Genomic DNA, 15,462 nt, shown 5'->3' on the forward strand with positions numbered 1-15,462 from the left:
GTCAATTCCCCCTCTGTTCGCTCACCATGGCGGCCCAGCGGTCATAGGCATTTGCCGTCCGGATGCCGTCGCCGTCTTTGATGGCTTTGATCATGTCCTGGAGAACGGGCCGTTCTGCCGGGCCCGCATCTCCCGCATAAGGTGTTTTTGCATATGCATTCAATAGATACCAGATTTTCAATGACAGCCGGTTTCCGGCAGCCACGAGAACTTCACGGATGATGTCTTCCCGCCTGACGGGCAAGCCGGAAGAGACTGCAGCCCAAAGGCTGTCCCAAAGCGGAAGCGCGCGGATCCCAGGTTCGGATGCCGCCCTCAAGGCAGCATCCCGTTCATGGATCTGCATGGTGATCCGGACGTCCTCCAGCGACTTCGGCTCCTGCATGATGAACGCCGCAAGCACGTCCACAAGCTGGTGCTGCCGGTAGTCCGACAGGAACGTCCCTTCCCCTCTTCGCGTCTCGATCAGCCCGAGAAGCTCCAGGCTCCTCAGCGCTTCACGGACCGTGGAACGGCCGGCGCCGAGCCTTTCGGCGAGGACGCGTTCCGATGGCAGCTTTTCACCCGTCCGGATATTCTCATTCCGGATCAGCGACTGCAATTCCTGCACAATTTCAAGAAACATCTTCCGGGACGGTTTTGCTTCCTCCATCGTCGCGCTCCTTCGTTCCATTAATTTGAAAGTGGTCTGGCCACTCATTGAATAAGCATAACGCAACGAAAATAATGAGTAAAGAAAAAACTGTACAGTTCCCTGTACAGTTTCACTCCTGGATTTCTTTGATGATCATCTGGATTTTGCCGTTTCTCCGCTCCGCCTGGCCGGAGGCGATCAGGCCCGACCCTTCATTCAGCAGACGGTTGAACTTCGTGTACTCTTTCGGGAAAAGTGTGCAGGGCAGTTCCCCGGTGTCGTCCTGCAGCGTGAGGAACGCCATCGCCTCGCCTTTTTTCGTGCGGATGCGCTTGATCTCAAGGATGATCCCTGCAACGGTGAGGCGGGAGGCCGTCCCGTCAACCAAGCCTAGGTCGGTGAATTCGCCCGGCCTTTTTTGCTTGAGGCCGGACGCGGGATGCTCGGACAGATAGAATCCGAGCACTTCCCGTTCGTACTGGAGCCTGAGCGGTTCGGGCAGTTCCCCTGCCTTCGAATATTTCTGCCGTCCGAATGTGGCAGGATCGCCGCCGAACAGGTCGTCCTCCTCGTCCGGCCTGACCAGCTCCGCGTACGTTTCCGCCGCTCCGATCGAGGCCAGCAGCACCGCGCGGTCCGGATGGAATTCATCGAGGGCCCCCGCCTTGGCGAGCGGCTCGACGGCACCGCGGGTGAAATTCCGCGCGGACAGGGCAACCGCCATCTCGAACAGGTCTGCCCATCTTCCCGAATTCTTCCGGACGTCGAGCAGCTTGCGGATGAACGGTGCCGGCACCCCCTTCACCGAAGAAAGCCCGAGGCGGATCGCCCCGCCTTCCACACGGCAGGCATATCCGCTTTTCAGAACGGACGGAGCCAGGATGGACAGGCCTTTCCGCCTGGCCTCCTGGATGATTCTCGAAGCGCGATCCGGATCCCCCGATGCCTGGGAGATCAGGGCCGCATAGAAATAGGCGGGCTCATTCGCTTTCAGCCAGGCAAGGCGGAATGAAATGAGCGAATAGGCGACCGCGTGGCTTTTCGGAAATCCGTAGTCCGCGAATTTGACGATATAGTCGTAAACCCGGAGGGCGGTATCCCGGCTGTGTCCGAGGCCGGTTGCCCCCTCGACGAAATGGTTCCGTTCCTGTTCGAGCACGCTTCTCTTTTTCTTGCTCACGGCCCGGCGGAGGATATCGGCTTCTCCCATCGAGAAGCCGGCCATCCGCACCGCGATCTGCATGATCTGCTCCTGGTAGACGATGATGCCGTAGGTCTCCCGGAGCACCGGGTCGATGGACGGGTGGATGGACGGGATCGGCTCCCGCCCGTGCATCCTCCGCTCGAAGACGGGGATGTTGTCCATCGGCCCCGGACGATAAAGCGCGTTGATCGCGTAGATGTCCCGGAAAGTGCCGGGCCTGATCCGCCGGAGCGTATCCCGCATTCCGTCGGATTCGAACTGGAAGATGCCGGTCATGTCCCCTTCCTGGAACAGCCGGATCGCGGCCGGATCATCTAGCGGAATCCGTTCGAAATCCAGAAACTCTTTCCGGTCATGGAGGATCATCGCCCGGATCCGCTCAAGGAGGGTGAGGTTGCGGAGTCCGAGAAAGTCCATCTTCAGCAGGCCCCGTTCCTCGACTTCCTTCATCGGCCACTGAGTAAGCCAGACGCCTCCGTCGGATCCGGCCTCGACCGGAACCGCCTCGACGAGAGGAACCGGGGACAGGACCACCCCGGCCGCGTGGGTCGACACGTTCCTCGGAATGCCTTCTACGGCCAGCGCCGTCTGCATCCAGCGAAGCCGGACCGGCTCTTCCCCCACCCACCGGGCGAGCGGCGAGCCCTCCGCTGCCGCCTCCTTCAGGGAAACGCCCGGCCGGCCGGGAATCATCCTGGAAATCTCCCGCTGTTCCTCCTCAGAGAATCCGAAAATCCGCGCCGTGCTCCGGGCGGCTGCCTTTGCCGAGAGCGTTCCGAATGTGATGATCTGGGCCACATGCTCCTCGCCGTATTTGCGGGCGACGTAGTCGATGACTTCGTGGCGGCGGTGGTCGGCGAAGTCGACGTCGATATCCGGCATCGTCACCCGTTCGGGGTTCAGAAACCGTTCAAAGATCAGTCCGTATGCAAGCGGGTCGACGTCCGTGATGCCCAGTGCAAACGCGACAAGGGACCCCGCGGAAGAACCGCGGCCCGGCCCCGTCAGGATCCCCTTCGAGCTTGCGAATGCGATGAAGTCCGCCACGATCAGGAAGTAATCCGAATACCCCATCCGGGCAATGACGCCCAGTTCGTGGTCCAGACGGTCTGCATAGGCCGGCCCGGTCTCTCCGAGTCGGCGCTCCAGCCCCGCCAGGCAATCGGTCCTCAGCCGTCCGTCTGCACTTTCCCCTTCGTCCAGCGGGAAAGCCGGCATCAGGCGCTCGGGCTCCGGCACCGTCTTGGCGCATGAAAGAAGGATTTCCGCCGCCGCTTCCACCCAGTCGGGCCGGTCGCCGAAGCGCTCCGCCAGCTGATGCGGTGATAGCAGGCAGGCATCGGGATCCTCCCCCTCCCCCGCTTCCGCCAGCTTGCTGCCTTCCGCAATGAGGCGGGCGACCCTGAAAGCAAATGCTTCTTCCTGCCGCTCATAGCGGGCGACGGCCACAGCGCAGACCGGCAGTCCGGCGGTTTCCGCAAACCGGACAAAATCATCTTCGGCAGGATGCTGCTGCCCGCCGCGGCGGGAAATGCCCATGACGAGCCTGCCTTCCCCCGCGGCCTCCAGCACCCGGCCCAATGCCTCCGCCGGGTCTCCTTCGCCCATGGCTGCGGGATCTGCCATCACCAGGCATCCGTCCCGGTAGCCTTTCAGCCATTGGAGCGGCAGGCCTTCCCGCTCCCTCACGGACTGGGCGCTTGAGATCTTGAGCAGGTTCCTGTAGCCCTGGTCGTCTTTTGCATAGATGAATGCCGGCAGGACGCCGGCGGTAGTCTCGATCTCGACGGACAGGCCGATCACCGGATGGATCCCTGTTTCCGTCAAGGCTTTAGCGAATGGCAGGACGCCGTACAGCCGGGTGTTGACGATGGCGGCGGCCGCGGCCCCGCGTTCTTTCAGCGCTCCCGGAAGCCGTCCTGTCCGGATCAGGCTCTGGAGCGGATCGTCCGAAGTCATGATTTGTCCATATCCGAGTGCCATGATCCCACCTCCCGTTTTATCGGCGGCAAAGATCGCGGAGTGCGCGCGCCGCCCGTTCCGCCTCTTCCCAGTCCTTCGCGGAGGCACCGGCGGCCATCGCATGCCCGCCCCCGCCAAACTGCTTGGCCAGCGTGTTGACGACCGGACCCTTGGATCGGAAGCGGAGCCGGATCTGGTCCGGCTCTTCCACCTTGAATAGCCAGGCCCGGATGCCTTTGACGATCCCCGGTGCGCTCACGAGCTTTGCCGTATCCTGCGGCGTCAGCCCGAAACGCTCCATGATGTCCGCCGTGATCGTGACGACGGCAGCGCCGTTTTCGTCGATGTCGAGATTCTGATAGATATATCCGTTCAGCTTCAGCAGCGGGGCATCCATTTCGAACATCGCATCATACAGTACGGTCCGGTCAAAATCCCGGGTGATGAGATCCGCTGCTGCCCGGAACGTATCCGCCGTCGTGGCCGGATAAACGAACCGGCCGGTATCACCGACGATTCCGGCGAACAGGAGGCGCGCAGCCGCTGCATCCATGCGCCAGCCGCGGCTTTCCGCCCCTTCCCGGAACAGGTCGTAGATCATCTCGCTCGTCGAGCTCTTGCCGGAGATCACCCACCGCAGATCGCCGTACCGGTCGTCGTCGGGATGATGATCGATTTTCAGGAGCGCGGCCCCCTCGGCATACCGGTCCCCGTCGATCCGTTCCGTGTTGGCCGTGTCGGTCACAATCACGAGCGCTCCGTCATAGATGCCGGCAGGCAGTTCATCCGGACCACCGAGATAGTCGAGCGACGGATCGGGCGTACCGGCCGCAAAAACGGATTTCCCCGGGTAGTTCGACCGGATGATCTCCTTCAGGCCCAGCTGGGATCCGTATGCATCGGGATCCGGACGCACATGCCGATGGATGATGATTGTTTCGTATTGTTCAATCATGTCGATGATTTGTCGCTTCATGCGGTTTTCCTCCAGAATCGATGATTTCCATTCGCTTTACGGCCGGATACGATATACAATAAGGACAGTTTTGCTTGCAACGGAGGGATTACATGATCTTGAATATCGCCCTGATCGCCCTGATCGTCTTCTCGGCGATCGCGTATCTTTACTTTAAAACGAAGCAGTTCCGCACGACGCTGACGGCGGAACGGCAGTACTACTCAAGCAGCGCATCGGCTGCGCTCGGCGCCCTGCTCGTGTCGTTCGGCGCCAACCAGCTGTTCCTGTTCAGGGGCACCGTCACGTACATCGTTACGGCCATCTTCATCCTGTTCGGACTGTATGTACTCGTTTTCAACCTGAAAGCCCGCCGGCATTACGCCGGTTTCCTCGAAGAGGAACGGCGGCTGAATAAAAAGTGATGCACATTCCGTGCATCGCTTTTTTTATCGTTCAAACACCTGGAACATCATCATCGCTTTGCCGACAATGGACTCCCCCGAATAAACGGTAAAATCCATCTTCACGAAATGCCGGCTCGTATCGAGCAGTTCCGGCTCCACCCGGATTTCGCTGCCGAGCTGCACATGCTTCATGAAGTAGACCGTCATGTTCTCGACGACGCTCTCCCCGCGCTTCCGCTTCTTCAGCAGATGATCGGCGGATTCCGACAGCATGATCGTCAACGCCCCGTGGGACAGTGATCCGAGCGAATTCGTCATCCTCGGTGTCACCGTGAACGTGAACGACGACTCCCCGTCCCGGCTGTCCTCCATCTGCGACCGGACAAGATCTTCGATCGTTTCACCTTGATGGGGCTGCCGCTGTGCCACCTGGATGGCTTTCAGCACATCCTGCCGGCTGATCACCCCTCGCAGGATCTCGCCGGAGGAAACGACCGGCATCAGGTCGATCCCTTCCCAGATCATCCGGTGCGCGGCAGACGCCACGCTCATCTTCATGTTGGCCGAAATCGGCCTCGGCGTCATGACGCGCTCGATCGGGACGCTTCCGTCCATCCCGATCACGTCTTTTGCGGTGACGATGCCGGCGAGCCGGCCGTTCTTCGTCGTGACCGGAAAGGCCCCGTGGGAGGTCGTGCGGTTGCTCGCATGGAAATCCGAGACATGGTCCTGGACGTCGAGAGTCGCCGTCACGTCGACCGGGACGACGATGTCCTCCACGAGAAGGATCTCCTTCTCGATCAGCTGGTCATAGATCGCCCGGTTGATCATCGTCGCGACCGTGAACGTGTCATAGCTCGTTGAAATGACCGGGAGCTCCACCTCATCGGCAAGCCGCTTCACTTCCTCTGATGCTTCAAAACCGCCCGTGATCAGCACGGCCGCACCGGCCCGGAGCCCGTTGTTGTGCACTTTCAGCCGGTTCCCTACGATGAGGAGGCTTCCCGGATCGGTATAGCGCAGCATATCCTCCATCTGCATCGCTCCGATAACGAACTTCGTCAGGGTCTTATGCAGCCCGTTCCGGCCGCCGAGCACCTGGCCGTCGACAATATTCACCACCTCGGCAAATGTGAGCCGCTCGATGTTCTCTTTCTTCTTCTGCTCAATCCGGATTGTGCCGACCCGTTCGATCGTATTGACGAGTTTCCGGTTTTCCGCTTCCTTGATGGCCCTGTAGGCCGTCCCCTCGCTGACTTCCATCTCCCGGGCAATCCGGCGGACGGATATTTTGTCGCCGACCGGCAGCCCCTCGATGAAACGGAGAATCATCTCATGTTTAGTCGCCACATCTTCACCTTTTCCCAAAACCGAATTCTGACTCCATTTTACCATAGAAGACGGAAAGCTCATCTTATTGGCCTATTTAGATATGGCGGGGACGGAGTTGCCGGTCTTTTGAATGAAGAACAAGGACTATTTTTAATTCGAATGCTTATTAAATATTAGAGGATGCCCCTAATAGAGTGAAGAATCATATGATGAACAAATAAAACACAGGAGGCAGCCATGACTCATCTCATTTCACATGTTGCAACATTGGAGATCCCTGTTGCAAATTTAGAGGAATCCATCAGTTTTTATACCGATATCCTGGGCGCCGAACTCCACTTCCAGGGAGAAAAAAATGCGATGCTTACGATGCATTCAAAAGGGGTCCCCACGATTTTCCTCGTTGAAACTGAAGAAATTAAGGGGTTATCATTCAAAAACACGGATACCGGGATCGTTCATAGCGTAATCGACTTTTATACTCCTTCCCTAAAGGAATTACATGAGTGGCTGAAAGGAAAACAGGTGGAAGTGGGTCCTTTGAATTTACAAGGAGAATCCGGCGGTTTTGGATTTAAAGATCCTTCCGGCAATTGGCTGAGCGCCTGCAACATCCTTCATCCGGGACAATAACCATTTGAGTTATAAGCTGATGGCTTCCTGTCAAATGCCGAAAGCCGGAACAAACACAAAATCAGGTCCGGACAGATGACGTCCGGACCTGATTCATATGCCGCCCCGGCAGTGAATTCCGGGGTTTTTGTTTTATTCCGTTCCGGGCTGCTCAGAGTTGAATGCCCTCTCCGGCTTTCAGGATCCGCACGTCCGTGCCTTCGACGAGCTGTTTGAACTGCCCGGGGTCCTGCTTGATCGGCGGGAAGGTGTCATAGTGAACGGGCACCGCGATCTTCGGCCTGATGAGACCGACTGCATAGGCGGCGTCTTCCGGGCCCATCGTGAAGTTGTCACCGATCGGAACGAAGGCGATGTCGGCCGGATGGCGCTTGCCGATCAGCTCCATGTCCGAGAACAGCGCCGTGTCCCCGACATGGTAGACCGTCTTTCCTTCCGCCATGAACAGGACGCCCGCCGGCATTCCGGTATAGATGATCTCCTGTTCGTCCTCCTTGATGAAGGAGGAGCCGTGGAACGCCTGGGTGAATTTCACGCGTCCGAAGTCGAACTCGAAGGAGCCCCCGATATGCATCGGGTGGGTTTCGATCCCCTGCCAGGACAGCCAGACCGCGAGCTCGTTCGGGGCGACGACGAGGGCACCGCTCCGCTTCGCCAGTTCCACCGTGTCTCCGACATGGTCGCCGTGTCCGTGGGTCAGCAGGATGGCGTCGGGATTCTCTTCCTCCGCTTTCAGGTCCGTGAGCCCGTTGCCCGTGATGAACGGATCGATGAGGATCGTATGGTTCTCTGTCCGGATCTTTACGACCGAGTGGCCGTGATAGGATACATACATGAAAAAAACTCCTTTCCGTGTTTCTCGCTCGGTTCCCTGATTCGACAGCTGTGCACGGATTCCTTCTTTTTTGCTATGATGAGAAGGAATCAGAAAGGCTGGTGGATGATTTGGACAAACTGAACGAAGTGACGAATTACCTGAAGGAGAACGGAATCGACGCGGCTTTCATTACAACGCCGGATAATGTTTTTTACCTGTCCGGTTTCATGAGCGACCCGCACGAGCGGCTGCTCGCCGTTGCCGTGTTCAAAGACGCAGAACCATTCATCATTGCCCCGAAAATGGAAGTGCCTGACGTCAAGGCGGCCGGCTGGACCGGCGGCGTCATCGGACATGAAGACACCGACGATGCATGGGAGATCGTTGCAAATGCCGTCAAGGAACGCGATGTCCATCCAGCGTCCATTGCCGTCGAGAAAGTCCACATGAACGTCGAGCGGTTCGAACGGCTGTCCACGCTGTACCCGGAAGCCTCGTTCACCGGACTGGACGACAAGCTCAATGCAATGCGCAACATCAAAGGCGAAGACGAGCTGGAAAAATTGCGCAAGGCCGCCGAGCTCGCGGACTACGCGGTCGAAGTCGGCTGCCGGGAAATCGCCGAAGGCAAAACCGAGCTGGAGATCCTCATGGCGATTGAGTTTGAAATGAAGAAAAAAGGCGTTTCGCACATGTCGTTCGATACGATGGTGCTGAGCGGGCCGAAGACGGCTTCCCCTCACGGAAATCCGGGTACCCGAAAGATCCAGAAGGGCGACTTTGTCCTGTTCGACCTCGGCGTTGTGTGGGAAGGATACTGCTCCGACATCACCCGCACCGTTTCATTCGGGGAGCCGACGGACAAGCAGCGCGAGATCTATGAAACCGTGCGCCGCGCCGAACAGGCGGCCGTCGATGCAGTGAAGCCGGGCATCCGTGCAATGGACCTCGACAAAACCGCACGCGACGTCATCACGGAAGCGGGCTACGGCCAATACTTCACGCACCGTCTCGGCCATGGTCTCGGCATCTCCGTCCATGAATTCCCGTCGATCCACGGCGCAAATGAAATCGAACTCCAGGAAGGCATGGTCTTCACGATTGAACCGGGTATCTACCATCCCGACGTGACCGGGGTCCGGATCGAAGACGATGTGGTTGTAACGGCAGATGGTGTGGAAGTGCTCACGAAGTTCCCGAAAGAACTGCAGATCATCGGCTGAATGAAATAAGAAATGACAAGGAGCCGTCCGGCATAATGCCGGACGGCTCCTTTGTTGTTCACATTCAGTTCAGCAGCGAATCGACCGGGACATATTCACGGCCCTGATCATCGGCAACGGCTTTGTACGTTACATGGCCCCCGAGCGTATTGAAGCCTTTGCGCAATGCTTCATTGTCGAGTGCGGCCTGTTTCCAGCCTTTGTTCGCGATCTGGAGCGCGTACGGCACTGTCACGTTCGTGAGCGCCATCGTCGATGTGCGCGGAACGGCGCCCGGCATGTTGGCGACCGCGTAGTGGACGACGCCGTGCTTTTCGTACGTCGGGTCGTCGTGCGTCGTGATCCGGTCGCTCGTCTCGAAGATGCCGCCCTGGTCGATCGCGATGTCGACGAGCACGGAGCCCGGCTGCATCGACTTCACCATCTCTTCGGTGACGAGCTTCGGCGCCTTCGCGCCCGGAATCAGCACCGCACCGATGACGAGGTCGGCGTCCTTCACGGCCTCCGCGATGTTGAACGGGTTGGACATGAGCGTCTGGATGTCGTTCCCGTACTGGTCGTCGAGCTGGCGGAGACGTTCCGGGCTCAGGTCGATGACCGTCACCTGCGCGCCCATGCCGACGGCGACGCGAGCAGCGTTCGCACCGGCCATGCCGCCGCCGATGACGGCGACCTTGCCGCGGCTGACGCCCGGGACGCCGGCAAGGAGGATCCCCTTGCCGCCGTTCGTGCGCTGAAGGAACTGGGCGCCGATCTGCGTCGCCATGCGGCCCGCGACCTCGCTCATCGGCGAGAGGAGCGGCAGCGAGCGGTTCGGCAGCTGGACGGTTTCATAGGCGATGCCGACCACTTTATTTTCAAGCAGCGCAGCCGTCAATTCCTCTTCAGGTGCCAGATGCAGGTAGGTGAACAGGATGAGTCCTTCGCGGAAATAACGGTATTCCTCCCGGACCGGCTCCTTCACCTTCATGACCATCTCGGCAGCCCAGGCCTCTTCTGCCGTTTCGACGATGACTGCCCCCGCTTCCCGGTAGTCGGCGTCGGTGAATCCGGAACCTTCGCCGGCTCCCTTCTCGATCAGAACTTCATGGCCGGCCAATTCGAGCGTGACGACGCCGGCCGGCGTCATGGCCACGCGATTTTCATTGTTCTTGACTTCCTTTGGTACACCGATGCGCATTCCTAAACCCTCCTACAATAATCCCATTGTCGCTCACCAGCCGGACGGAAGCCCGTCCTCTGCTTTTGCTCTTCCATTCTATCACGTTTGCCGAATGTTGAAAGCATTTCAAATATGAAATACCGACACAGAATCGACAGAAACAGCCTGGCTTCCCGGAGGAATCGGCACTGCCGCCGTCGAATAAAGTAAGTAAGATCCAGAAGGAGGGAAAGCAGATGACACTCAACTACAAGCATATCCTCGTCGCCGTCGACGGCTCGAAAGAAGCGGAATGGGCATTCAAGAAGTCGATCGGCATCGCCAAGAGGAACAGCGCAACCCTGAATCTCGTAAACATCATCGACACCCGTTCTTTTGCTGCCGTGGAGGCTTATGACCGGTCCATCGCGGAACGTGCCCAGGGCTTTGCCCAGCAGCTGCTTTCGGACTACAGAACGGAAGCCGAGCAGGCCGGCGTCAAAGACGTCAACATCATCGTGGAATACGGCTCGCCGAAGACGATGATCCCGCGGGACGTTTCCAAGAAAGTCGAAGCCGACCTGATCATCTGCGGGGCGACCGGCCTGAATGCGGTCGAACGCTTCCTGATCGGCAGCATCTCCGAGACGATCGTCCGGAGCGCCAAGTGTGACGTCCTCGTCGTCCGCACCGAAGAAAAGGAAATCGCGGCGACCGAAGAGTGACCGCTCCCTCATCCGGCCGCTGAAAAAGAAGAGGCGAGATTGCCCCCGACCGGGACGCAATCTCGCCTTTTTGAGCGTGGGGGCCGGCCTCCCTTCTCTGCAGAGAGAAGTGTGGGCCTTTCTTTACTTAGAGGGCGTCTTTCTTTACTTTGAGGGCGTCTTTCTTAACTTAGACAGCATCTTTCTTAACATACAGCCCTTCTTTCTTAACCTACAGGCCGTTATTCTTAACATACACCCGATAACCCCCTCCCCGCAGCGGAAACAAAAAGAGCCAACACGCCGGAACGGCGGTGTTGGCTCTATTAGACTTTTTCAACGGCCGCGTAAAGCAGACGGATGCCGGATGCTCAATTGCTGTCCGTCTTGTAGCCGTTCTCCTCCGCCCAGGCGTCCACCTTTGCGAAGAAGCTCTCCAGTGCACGGATGTTCGTCATGTCCGGCGCATTCGCCAGAAGCACTTCCGGCTTTGGCCCGCCTGCCAGGTCCGGCTTCTTCAGGACGAGCACGCTCTTTGCGTGCGCCTGGCTTTTGAACAGGCCCGGCGGAAGAGCGAGGACTGCCACGATCTGCGCTTCCTCTTTCAGGAATGTATGAAGCTGCGTCGCAAACTGGGATTCGAACAGATTGGCCGGCACGATGAAGATCCCGTGACCGCCTTTCTTCAGATGGCGCATCGACTGCTCGATGAACAGATGATGTGCGTACGAATGGCCTTCGTCCGCCTTCAATTTGAAGCCTGCTGCATTCTCATCATCCGGGTAGTAGCCGACGGGCAGGTCGGAGATGACGACGTCGACCGGGTCGACCATGAGCGGACGCAGCGCATCCTGGTGGTAAAGGGTCACCGGCTGTGCGAGCAGGTCCGCCGTCACTGCCGAAATCCGGATGAGCAGGTCATCGATCTCGACAGCGGATGCGGCGGTCCGCCCGTCCATGTAATTCATGACGGTGAACAGCAGGTTCCCCGTTCCGGCGGCCGGGTCGAACAGCGTCACATACCGGCTTCCCTTCGACAGCCGGTCGGCCAGATAGCCCGCAAGCAGGCCGATGGAATCCGGGGTCATCTGGTGATGGGGCTGGGCATTCGCCTTCATGCCCTTCAGGACGGCAAGCTGGATCGCCTTGCGCACTTCTTCCTTCGTCGCTTCCTCCGCTTCCGGAGAGATTGTGCCTTCCGCCCACGCCTTCAAGGTTTCAAACAGCGCCTCCAGGTAAAGCAGTTCTTCCTTTTCCGAGATCCGGGCCGAATGCCCGTCGAGGAAAGAGAAAAGCAGTTCGGTGTTCGTTTCCATGTTCATCCTCCAAACAGAGAAACCCACTCGCCCGAGTGGGTTTCCGGATGTAATTACTTCGTCAGTTCTTTGACTGCCTCAATCGCCTTGTCATAGTCCGGATGGTCGGTGCCTTCCGGTACATATTCGACATACGTCACTTTTCCGCCTTTGTCGATGACAAACACGCTTCTCGCCAGGAGGCGCAATTCTTTCATGACCGTTCCGTAACCGAGGCCGAACGACAGGTCTCGGTGATCCGAAAGTGCAATCGCCTGATCAAGCCCCTCGGTCGCCTTCCAGCGTGCCTGTGCAAACGGCAGATCTGCCGAGATGGTAAGGACGGCCACATCGTCGCCGAGCTCCGTCACCGCTTCATTGAACCGTCTTGTCTGCGTGGAGCAGACCCCCGTGTCAATCGACGGGATGACGCTGATGAGGCGAACCTTGCCTTCGGTCTCTTTGAGCGTATATGGGCTGAGGTCATTGGTCAGCACCGTGAAATCGGGTGCCTGATCGCCGACCTTCACTTCTGTACCGAGCAGGGTCACCGGGTTTTGCTTGAATGTCACTTGTACCATGGGAACGCCTCCTTTTCAACCAAGTGTACTAAACGGCCGGCCCGTCTTGCAATCGGGAAGCCTCCCCTTCGGTCCGCATTCCCGCCGGCGCCATCACATACCGCTCCTCATGGATCACCAGCGTATCCGCGATGAAATCATGGAGCGCTTCTTTTTTCGGCGTGAAGCCGACGATCCAGTACAGGATCGGCAATGTCTTCGACAAAAAACGGCCGATCAGTTCCCTGAACACGATCGTCCCCCAGTCAAGCGGCCCGCCGTCATTGCGGACGACGCGGATGCCCGTCACCATCTTGCCGACGGTCTGGCCGAAGAACTTCGTCATCAGGACAAAGTAGAGGAAGAAGACAGCCGCCGTGGCAATATTGTACGGCGCAAAGATCCCGTCAGGCGCGATCTCGAGCCCGCCAAGCCGTGATAGGGGACGGATCACCAGCATGCTGACCGATCCGAGGACGATGAGGTCGATCAGATAAGACCAGAACCGGATCCAGAACCCTGCGTATGCCGGGACGGCAATCGTCCCGCCGGCCGGCATCCCTTCTGTCATTTGGGATTCCCGCATCTTCATCCCTCCTTATTTCTCACCGTACAGGTACATCATGCGAGGCGAATTGTAGTCGGCGAGGATCTGTCCGACGATCTGGGTTTCCAGATCCCCTTTGAACATCGACTGCATTTTCACACCGAGCAGGGAGCCGAATCCGACGTCTGTGCCGTATTCGAACAGTTCCGCTTTGGCGAGGTCATGGTCGTTCCGGAGTGCCGCGACGGCATCTTCCAGACGGCCTGTTTCATCAGCGAGTCCGGCCTCGATCGCCTGGCGGCCGTTCATGATCCGTCCATCCGCCCACTTCTTGACTTCTGCCTCGCTCATTCCGCGTCCTTCCTCGATCACGTCAACGAACCGCTCGTAGGAATCATTCAGCATCTCCTGAAGCATTCCCCGCTCCTCGTCCGTCATCTCCCGCGTCGCACTCATGATGTCTTTGTACTTCCCGGATTTGATCGTCACAAAGTCGATTCCGTGCTTGTCGGCGAACTCTCCGTAATTGATGCTTTCCATGATCACGCCGATCGAGCCCGTCATCGTTTCCTGATGGGCAAAGATTTTGTCAGCCGGCGCCGATATGTAATATCCGCCTGATGCGGCAAGGCCGCCCATGCTCACGTAGACCGGGATTTCCCGTTCCTTCTGGATCGCGACGATCTTGTCATGGATATCCGAGGACTCCACGACTCCGCCGCCCGGGGAATCCACATACAGGACGACGCCTTTGACGGATTGGTCATCCCGGATCATATCCAGCTGTTCCATGAGCGCCTGATGGTCATAGCCGGTCGCAAACAGGGATGATGCCGATCCGGTGTCCTGAATCACGCCTTCAACCCGCAGCAGGGCGATCCGGTTGCGGGCATCGCCTTCCTCGATCACATATTCCATTTGCCCCTGGACCGGCGTGAATGCGTCTTCCATGACGGAAGCCCAGTTCTTCGAGAAGATGGCAGAAGCCATGTTCACACCGGCTGCGACGACAAACAGGAGCACCGCAGCACCCAGGGCAAGCCATCGTTTCATATTCATTCTGTATCCCTCCTATTCCTGCAGCAGTCTTGTATACGGACAGACTGCCGAAATGTTTCACTTCATAGCCACTTTCATTTTCTTCATCATCCTGAATTTCGAAGCCGTGACCAGGATGAGCCCGGCCCAGATGAACGAAAACGCGACCAGTTCGACCATTCCGAACGGCTCCCCGTAAATGATGACCCCGAGGAAAAGCATGAGGGTCGGCGCGATGTACTGAAGGAAGCCGAGCAGATAAAGCGGGATGTTCTGCGCCCCTTTCGCAAACAGGACGAGCGGAAGCGCCGTCGCCGCTCCGGACAGGATCAGCAGGACATCCATGCCGGCTCCCGAATGGAGGAATGCCGGGCTTCCCCCTTTCCATACAACCGCCAGGTAGATCGCCGCAAACGGGGCGATGAACAACGTCTCGATCGTCAGGCCGCGGAGCGGATCGAGATGGATCGTCTTCTTCGCAAGTCCGTAGATGGCAAAGGATGTCGCCAGCCCGAATGAAAGCCACGGAAACTGGCCGAATGAAATCGTGATGATCAGCACCCCGGCAGCAGCAAGCAGCACCGCCGACTTCTCCGCCTTGGTGAGCCGTTCCTTCAGGAAGACGATGCCTAAAAGGATGGAGAGGAGCGGATTGATGTAATAGCCGAGACTGGTCTGGACGATATGGCCATTATTAACCGCCCAGATGAACAGGAACCAGTTTCCCGAAATGAGGATCGATGCGGCAAACAAACTCCAAAAGTCTTTTTGCCGCTTCCAGAGCCCCTTGAAGTCCTCGATGAGCTTCCGTCCCTGGCCGATGAGGACAACGGTCAATGCGGTCGTGATGAATGACCAGAAAATCCGGTGGGCCAGGATTTCACCGCTCGGTATGTCACCGACCAGCTTCCAGTAGATCGGCAGCACGCCCCAGATCAGATAGGCGGCCGCCGCCCAGATGATGCCTTGTTTTTCTTTCCCGTCCACGGGCTTCCCTTCTTTCCTTCCTG

The 15,462-nt window shown here is 58.3% G+C and carries 15 protein-coding genes; 4 read left to right on the forward strand and 11 right to left on the reverse strand.

The window, feature by feature from the left end; translation table 11 throughout:
• Position 1 precedes the first annotated feature (1 nt).
• The 3 genes from B0B07_RS08800 to B0B07_RS08810 form a co-directional block, all read right to left on the reverse strand.
• Positions 2-652, reverse strand: coding sequence for a FadR/GntR family transcriptional regulator (locus B0B07_RS08800; RefSeq protein ID WP_076758170.1), 651 nt, complete (start codon positions 650-652; stop codon positions 2-4).
• A 112-nt stretch (positions 653-764) separates the two neighbouring features.
• Positions 765-3,821 carry a DNA polymerase III subunit alpha gene (locus B0B07_RS08805; RefSeq protein ID WP_076758172.1) on the reverse strand — a complete coding sequence of 1,019 codons (3,057 nt, stop codon included), beginning with the start codon at positions 3,819-3,821 and terminating at the stop codon, positions 765-767.
• A 16-nt stretch (positions 3,822-3,837) separates the two neighbouring features.
• Positions 3,838-4,776, reverse strand: a complete 939-nt coding sequence (locus B0B07_RS08810; RefSeq protein ID WP_076758174.1) for a DHH family phosphoesterase — start codon at positions 4,774-4,776, stop codon at positions 3,838-3,840.
• Positions 4,777-4,868: 92 nt separating this feature from the next.
• On the opposite strand from B0B07_RS08810, the gene B0B07_RS08815 reads away from it, so the two are divergent.
• Positions 4,869-5,180, forward strand: coding sequence for a YtpI family protein (locus B0B07_RS08815; protein ID WP_076758176.1), 312 nt, complete (start codon positions 4,869-4,871; stop codon positions 5,178-5,180).
• Positions 5,181-5,204: 24 nt separating this feature from the next.
• On the opposite strand, the gene B0B07_RS08820 is transcribed toward B0B07_RS08815, so the two are convergent.
• On the reverse strand, positions 5,205-6,512 hold the full coding sequence (locus B0B07_RS08820; RefSeq protein ID WP_076758178.1) for a DRTGG domain-containing protein: 1,308 nt from the start codon (positions 6,510-6,512) through the stop codon (positions 5,205-5,207).
• Positions 6,513-6,731: 219 nt separating this feature from the next.
• Between B0B07_RS08820 and B0B07_RS08825 the strand changes: the two genes are divergently transcribed.
• On the forward strand, positions 6,732-7,127 hold the full coding sequence (locus B0B07_RS08825; RefSeq protein WP_076758180.1) for a VOC family protein: 396 nt from the start codon (positions 6,732-6,734) through the stop codon (positions 7,125-7,127).
• Between the two features lie 151 nt (positions 7,128-7,278).
• On the opposite strand, the gene B0B07_RS08830 is transcribed toward B0B07_RS08825, so the two are convergent.
• A complete protein-coding gene (locus B0B07_RS08830) occupies positions 7,279-7,962 on the reverse strand; it encodes a metal-dependent hydrolase (protein ID WP_076758182.1) in 684 nt (227 codons plus the stop codon).
• A gap of 110 nt (positions 7,963-8,072) precedes the next feature.
• Here B0B07_RS08830 and B0B07_RS08835 point away from each other — a divergent pair, with 110 nt between their 5' ends.
• Positions 8,073-9,167 carry a M24 family metallopeptidase gene (locus B0B07_RS08835; RefSeq protein WP_076758449.1) on the forward strand — a complete coding sequence of 365 codons (1,095 nt, stop codon included), beginning with the start codon at positions 8,073-8,075 and terminating at the stop codon, positions 9,165-9,167.
• A gap of 64 nt (positions 9,168-9,231) precedes the next feature.
• On the opposite strand, the gene ald is transcribed toward B0B07_RS08835, so the two are convergent.
• Positions 9,232-10,347, reverse strand: coding sequence for an alanine dehydrogenase (ald, locus tag B0B07_RS08840; protein WP_076758185.1), 1,116 nt, complete (start codon positions 10,345-10,347; stop codon positions 9,232-9,234).
• 218 nt (positions 10,348-10,565) lie between these two features.
• On the opposite strand from ald, the gene B0B07_RS08845 reads away from it, so the two are divergent.
• Positions 10,566-11,033: a universal stress protein gene (locus tag B0B07_RS08845; protein ID WP_076758187.1), complete on the forward strand. Its 468-nt coding sequence runs from the start codon at positions 10,566-10,568 to the stop codon at positions 11,031-11,033.
• 350 nt (positions 11,034-11,383) lie between these two features.
• Here the strand turns inward: B0B07_RS08845 and B0B07_RS08850 are convergent, their stop codons facing one another.
• From B0B07_RS08850 to rarD, 5 genes are read right to left on the reverse strand one after another with little or no spacing between them, the layout of a single operon-like run.
• Positions 11,384-12,328, reverse strand: coding sequence for a class I SAM-dependent methyltransferase (locus tag B0B07_RS08850; protein ID WP_076758189.1), 945 nt, complete (start codon positions 12,326-12,328; stop codon positions 11,384-11,386).
• A 53-nt stretch (positions 12,329-12,381) separates the two neighbouring features.
• Positions 12,382-12,888: a thiol peroxidase gene (gene tpx, locus B0B07_RS08855; RefSeq protein ID WP_076758191.1), complete on the reverse strand. Its 507-nt coding sequence runs from the start codon at positions 12,886-12,888 to the stop codon at positions 12,382-12,384.
• Between the two features lie 28 nt (positions 12,889-12,916).
• Complete coding sequence (locus tag B0B07_RS08860) at positions 12,917-13,453, reverse strand: RDD family protein (protein WP_234982314.1); 537 nt, start codon at positions 13,451-13,453, stop codon at positions 12,917-12,919.
• A gap of 12 nt (positions 13,454-13,465) precedes the next feature.
• Positions 13,466-14,473 carry a signal peptide peptidase SppA gene (gene sppA, locus B0B07_RS08865; protein WP_076758193.1) on the reverse strand — a complete coding sequence of 336 codons (1,008 nt, stop codon included), beginning with the start codon at positions 14,471-14,473 and terminating at the stop codon, positions 13,466-13,468.
• A 57-nt stretch (positions 14,474-14,530) separates the two neighbouring features.
• The gene (rarD, locus tag B0B07_RS08870; protein ID WP_076758195.1) at positions 14,531-15,439 is read right to left on the reverse strand and encodes an EamA family transporter RarD; all 909 of its coding nucleotides are present in this window, start codon (positions 15,437-15,439) and stop codon (positions 14,531-14,533) included.
• Positions 15,440-15,462 lie beyond the last annotated feature (23 nt).

This window comes from Edaphobacillus lindanitolerans (assembly GCF_900156305.1).
Taxonomy (GTDB): domain Bacteria; phylum Bacillota; class Bacilli; order Bacillales_A; family Planococcaceae; genus Bhargavaea; species Bhargavaea lindanitolerans.